The organism is Rhizobium altiplani, assembly GCF_001542405.1.
Lineage (GTDB): Bacteria > Pseudomonadota > Alphaproteobacteria > Rhizobiales > Rhizobiaceae > Rhizobium > Rhizobium altiplani.
Map to the genome: position 1 here is coordinate 1 of NZ_LNCD01000114.1, position 5,056 is coordinate 5,056.

5 protein-coding genes and 3 pseudogenes are annotated in these 5,056 nt (G+C 57.1%); 5 read left to right on the top strand and 3 right to left on the bottom strand.

Translation table 11 applies throughout. The features are described from left to right. Both AS026_RS26740 and AS026_RS26750 read right to left on the bottom strand, forming a co-directional pair. Positions 1-464 (bottom strand): annotated as a pseudogene (locus tag AS026_RS26740) (IS6 family transposase); the annotation flags it as partial. A 1,518-nt stretch (positions 465-1,982) separates the two neighbouring features. After that, positions 1,983-2,255 (bottom strand): hypothetical protein, encoded by a 273-nt coding sequence (locus tag AS026_RS26750; protein WP_131815346.1) that lies wholly within the window; start codon positions 2,253-2,255, stop codon positions 1,983-1,985. Between the two features lie 112 nt (positions 2,256-2,367). On the opposite strand from AS026_RS26750, the gene AS026_RS44650 reads away from it, so the two are divergent. Both AS026_RS44650 and AS026_RS44655 read left to right on the top strand, forming a co-directional pair. Continuing rightward, positions 2,368-2,760, top strand: a complete 393-nt coding sequence (locus AS026_RS44650) for a reverse transcriptase domain-containing protein (RefSeq protein ID WP_482822330.1) — start codon at positions 2,368-2,370, stop codon at positions 2,758-2,760. Next, positions 2,643-3,179: a group II intron maturase-specific domain-containing protein gene (locus AS026_RS44655; RefSeq protein ID WP_412770357.1), complete on the top strand. Its 537-nt coding sequence runs from the start codon at positions 2,643-2,645 to the stop codon at positions 3,177-3,179. The genes AS026_RS44650 and AS026_RS44655 overlap by 118 nt, the downstream gene beginning before the upstream one ends. A gap of 305 nt (positions 3,180-3,484) precedes the next feature. Here AS026_RS44655 and AS026_RS26760 read toward each other — a convergent pair. After that, positions 3,485-3,667, bottom strand: a pseudogene (locus AS026_RS26760) (transposase domain-containing protein); the annotation flags it as partial. A 77-nt stretch (positions 3,668-3,744) separates the two neighbouring features. On the opposite strand from AS026_RS26760, the pseudogene AS026_RS43705 reads away from it, so the two are divergent. From AS026_RS43705 to AS026_RS26765, 3 genes and pseudogenes are all read left to right on the top strand, one after another. Beyond that, positions 3,745-3,861: pseudogene (locus tag AS026_RS43705) on the top strand (hypothetical protein); the annotation flags it as partial. Positions 3,862-3,967: 106 nt separating this feature from the next. Next, positions 3,968-4,132 (top strand): hypothetical protein, encoded by a 165-nt coding sequence (locus tag AS026_RS43710; RefSeq protein WP_245307414.1) that lies wholly within the window; start codon positions 3,968-3,970, stop codon positions 4,130-4,132. Then, positions 4,125-5,056, top strand: a 932-nt coding sequence (locus AS026_RS26765; RefSeq protein ID WP_131815295.1) for a recombinase family protein, incomplete at its 3' end; no start/stop codon positions are given. The genes AS026_RS43710 and AS026_RS26765, both read left to right, overlap by 8 nt.

The window sequence follows — 5,056 nt, forward strand, 5'->3', positions numbered from 1 at the left end:
CTTGTGCGACCAATGGTCAAGGCCGTGCCACTTCCGCCTTTGCTGCACCATAGGAGCGGAGCTTATCGGTGATGCTCCGTTTGGGAGCAAAGCCATAGCGCTTCATTAACGCCACCAGCACGCGCGTCGCTGCCCTTTTATCACGCCGCTTCTGCAATATCTCTTCGAGAACGGTGCCATGTTGATCGACCGCACGCCAGAGCCAGAATTTCTCTCCAGCGCATTTCACGACGACTTCGTCCAAATACCAAATACCGTCGGGGCGCGCCTGCCGCCGCCGCAAGTTGCGTGCGATCTGGGGTCCGAACTTGGCAATCCAGCGGCGGACTGTCTCCTATGACACGTCGCTCGAGCAGCATTTCCTCAACTTCACGCGACTAAGGTTGAACCGCAAATAAGCCAGACCGAGAAACGATCCGTGGCGGAAAACGGTCACGCTTGAAGCTGATATCTCGTGAATACATGCCGAAATCTACGCCCAACCCGTCAGGCAGGCAACCGCAGCCCAGTTAACGTGACAATACCATATCACCTTGTTGCGGGGCGGATGTTCGGCGCCGGTGCTGGGAAATAGCACGTCTCTTTCGGTGAGATAGAGGGACCTGTCGCGTTCCAGCCAAAGGTGCCTGATTGCAATAACGAGCCTTCACTCTCAACGTGATACTGTTAAGGCGAATCGGTAGTGAAACTCATCGCCCCCAATTTCGTTCTCTGCTTCTGGAGGAAGACGCCAGTTCCGACCGTGCGTCACTATCCGCCCTGTTGAGGTTCTCCGCGGTCGCTCGCATACCTCTCAGTTGGGTTCGAGAGATGGGTCCCTGCTCTCCTGCGTGCCCATGAGCTTGGACCTGAGCCTCGTCGATCCTCCTGTCCAAACTTGGAAGCGGCACCTGTGCCACGCGGCGAGATGCAGACGCTGCAAGCGGCTCGTCACCGGGAAGCGTGCTGACACTCTGCAAGTAGTCGACTGATAATTGCGATTGCTGCCCCGCGCTCAAGTGATGATATCCCTTCAAAAGGGCGCGTGCAGCATTGTGCCGGGTAACCATGTCTGCCGAGTGGGTGGTTAATTGGACCGCTCGGTTGATAAGACGACTTCTGTTTGCACTGTCTAGGTCACCCAAGTGGTCTCCTATCTTGGCGAGCGCCATGGCTTGATTTCTCGGAGCCTCGATGTTCAGAATGCGGTCGACGGCGTCTGTTTTTCTCTGAGGAGTCTGAAATCTAAATATTGGCGCGAGCACGGGAGCTACGGCCTGTGCGAACACCCGGTCTGGTGCGCCTTGGTCCGGCGCAACTTGAGCCAGGGCCCTGTCGTGCAACGCTCGCGCTGAGCTGCCGAGCCGGTTGATCCGCTGGTGAAACGTGCCAACGGGGCTTGCCTGAACCGCCTCTCGCGCGGATCGGCTCGTGAGTTCAAAGTTCGCGAGGTTATTTGCCGTTTCAGATGTATCGTGGGTGGGTAGGCGGCTTGCCACCTCGGCCAATAGGTCATTTGGGAAGTGACTGGTTCGTTCCGCACCGCCGCCATCTCGGGATGAATTACCAGCTGTACGTGCCCGCTGTCTATCGCGATCCATGATTACACTCCGACGTTAATCTACGCTTCAAGGTGGCAGCGAACAGTGACATACCAAACCGATATCACGTTATAATTGTAATTCTACCGAGGCTTCAAATCCAAGCCTGCAGCTTACCGAGGTCTCGCCTCCTGGAGGAATTGCCTATCAGGTACTCCCCGGCCTTATACAGCGGCTACCGCTCGTCGGAGGGCAGACTATTCGAGTCACATCACCTTTCCTTACACCTGATCAGCGTGCTATCAACGAGAAGTGGTCTGTTGATCGCAGCCGCTTTACCTTGGATCGCACCTAGGAACTTCGCGGCGATGTCGCCTTCCAGCAACCGGACGCGGTTCAGCTCGAGTGTCGGCCTGGGAATGAGAAAGCTTTCAAGGACTGGAAGCGCTTCGCCCCTTCCACTCAGTTATTGGCAGCATCAAGCCGGCGCTTCAGCTCGCTGAACAGGCAGAGTTCGTAGGCTCTCTTGCCATCCCGCAGACTGAGAGGCTTCCAGCCTTTGGGGGCAAAGGAGATCGGAGCTCCGTCCGGGATCGCAAATTTCCCAGTGCGGTAGAGATCGGCAATCACGGAGAGCGCCCGCAAAAGATTCGCTGCCACGGCGTGACCGCGGAATACGAGTGTCGACGGGAATTGGGGTGCCAGTTTCCGGATCGTCGGATAGCGCTGGAGCATTTCGAATTTTGACGTCGATGGCATCCGGCGCGATCAGCGGAAGTGGCTTCAAGCCGGATATATTGAAGAGGGAACTCTGTTCGACACGCGGGCGGGGACCCCGCAAGGGGGTGTGATTTCGCCCACGATCGCTAATAGAGTGCTAGACGGGCTTGAGGCCGCAGTTGATGTAAGCGCGGGATCGTCGAAACCCACGTATCAAAAAGCCAAGCCCCACGTCATCCGTTATGCTGACGACTTTGTCGTAACCAGTGCTTCGAAAGAGGTGCAGGAACGCAAGGTCTTACCGGCGATCAGGAAATTTCTTGCTGTTCGGGGTCTGGAACTCTCGGGCGAGAAAACCAGAATTACGAACATAGCGGATGGTTTCGATTTTTGGGCCAGAATGTGCGAAAGTACAACGGCAAGCTTCTCATTACGACGTCCAAACGCAGCATCAAGGCGCTGCTGGATAAGGTCCGGAAAATCATCAAAGGCAACGCTGCCATCACGCAGGAAGGATTGATACAAATAACTGACCCGATCATTCGGGGATGGGCGATGTATCACCGTCATGTCGTGGCGATGGCGACCTTCTCTTCGGTAGACTTCCACATCTGGCGCATGCTCTGGAGATGGGCGTGCCGACGACACTCCAAAAAAGGAGCACGGTGGATCAGGAGGAGGTATTTCAGGGCCAACGGCAGTCAGTCATGGGATTTTAGCACGGAGGACTCCAAATTGGCCTCGTCCGTGCAGCGGCGGTCTCAATCGAGAGCCATGCCAAAATCCAGGCGCTGGCGAACCCGTTCGATCCCACATGGGATACCTATTTCGCCCGCCGTCAGAGTGCGAAACATACCGCCGGGTAGCCCGGTGCCACATCGTGGCGCTGGAGAATGGCTTGAAGCCGGGTGCGGAGTGATCCGCCCGCCCGGTTCTTAGGGGGGCGGCGGGGCAGTAATGCCCCGCTGCTAGCCGACGTGGCGGGTGCACAATGGGATGTCAGAGAGAGGTAGACCACGGCGCGGTCAGGTGCCGTGTCCGTACCCGGCGTCCAGCCGGCCATGCTGCCGATGCTCGACCATTACCGAGGAATGATCCGCCGCCGAGCGGCGGCCGCGAGAGGGCGTCACCCGAATGGGACGAAACCCGCAAGCGGTTCGGTGAGCGCAGCTCATAGCATCGCTCGCCACAGGCGGCTCGCCCAATCAGCCTCAACTCGACAATCCATCACCAATCGTAAGCGGTTAGCCCATGGCGTGGGGCTTGAAGTTCCAGGGCATGAGCGCCTCGATTTCAGATACAGGCCAGCCTTTAGCGATGCGGGTTAATGTCTGTGAGAGCCAGTCGAGCGGATCGACGTTGTTCATCTTGGCCGTCTGGAGAAGCGTGGCCAGCGTCGCCCAAGTGCGTCCGCCGCCCTCGAAGCCGGGTTCATAATGCCGGGTTTCTGGCATTCGAGTCCACGGTCAGGTATCCCTTCCATCCACTGGTTGACCAAACTGTATTGGTAACCGGCAGCCATGAGCACGAAGGTGTTCATTATCTGCTGATTCGACAAGCCCATGGTGGCTCATTTCAAATCCCCGCATGGATGTTTGATCCTGCGGCGAGTTCGATCGAGATTGTAGCCGAGCCGCGCCTTTCGGCAGCCAAGCTTATTGAACTGCGCGCATTCATTGATTCTCACGTACCTTTTCGCTCGGTTCAAGAAGCCGAAGGGATAAGCCATGAGAAAGCAATTTCGCATGCAATTGGATCTGTTCGTGACAGCCCGGCCGGTAGACCTGAGCGACACCCAGCGCCGGGAAGCCTTAACGCTCCTGCAATTACTGTTGACGGAAGCGGCGGCAAAGCGGTGCGCCGACGGCGGAAAGGAGGCGGGCAATGAGTAAGATTACCGCCGACCATCTTAGCCTTAGCGCCTTCGTCTACGTCCGGCAGTCGACGGCCTACCAGGTTGCCAATAACCTGGAAAGCCAACGACGGCAGTACGGCTTAGTCGAGCGTGCTCGACAGTTGGGTTGGGAGACCGTCGAGATCGTCGACGATGACCTTGGACGATCCGGAGGTGGCACCGCCCGCCCAGGATTCGAGAAGCTGTTGGCGGCGATATGTGAAGGTCGGGTGGGAGCAGTCGTATCGCTTGAGGCCTCACGTCTGGCGCGCAATGGCCGTGATTGGCATACGTTGCTGGAATTTTGTGGTCTGGTCGGCACTCTAATCGTTGACGAAGAGGCTATTTACGATCCACGCTCGCCTAACGATCGCCTCCTTCTTGGCATGAAGGGTACGATGAGCGAGATGGAGTTATCCGTGTTTCGGCAACGATCCGTCGAGGCCATGCGCCAAAAGGCGCGGCGCGGCGAACTTCATCTGACTGTTGCCGTCGGATATGTGAAGACGGATGATGCCCGTGTCGAGAAAGATCCTGATCGGCGCGTTCAGGAGAGCATTCTGCTCGTCTTTCGTAAATTCGCCGAACTGCAGACCGTCCGCCAGGTGTTGCTCTGGTTCAGACAAGAGAATGTCTTGGTTCCGTCTGTCAATCAAGGGCGCGGCAAACCGCCGATCGAGTGGAAAGCTCCGGTTTATCATACCCTTCATCACATACTGACAAACCCCGTCTACGCTGGCTCGTACGCCTACGGCCGGCGTGGGACACGGGTGATGATCAAGGATGGGCGCAAACGGATCATCCGTGATACGTTGCGGCGTAATTCGAAGGACTGGGAAGTTTTGATCCACGACCATCATGAAGGCTATATTAGCTGGGCCGAGTTTGAAAGGAATCAGCATCTGATCGCCGAGAATGCGAA

Excerpts from the sequence above, each read along its gene's own strand:
- AS026_RS26750 (WP_131815346.1), bottom strand. The coding sequence starts at position 2,255 with ATGCTCCAGCGCTATCCGACGATCCGGAAACTGGCACCCCAATTCCCG.
- AS026_RS43710 (WP_245307414.1), top strand. The coding sequence starts at position 3,968 with ATGAGAAAGCAATTTCGCATGCAATTGGATCTGTTCGTGACAGCCCGG.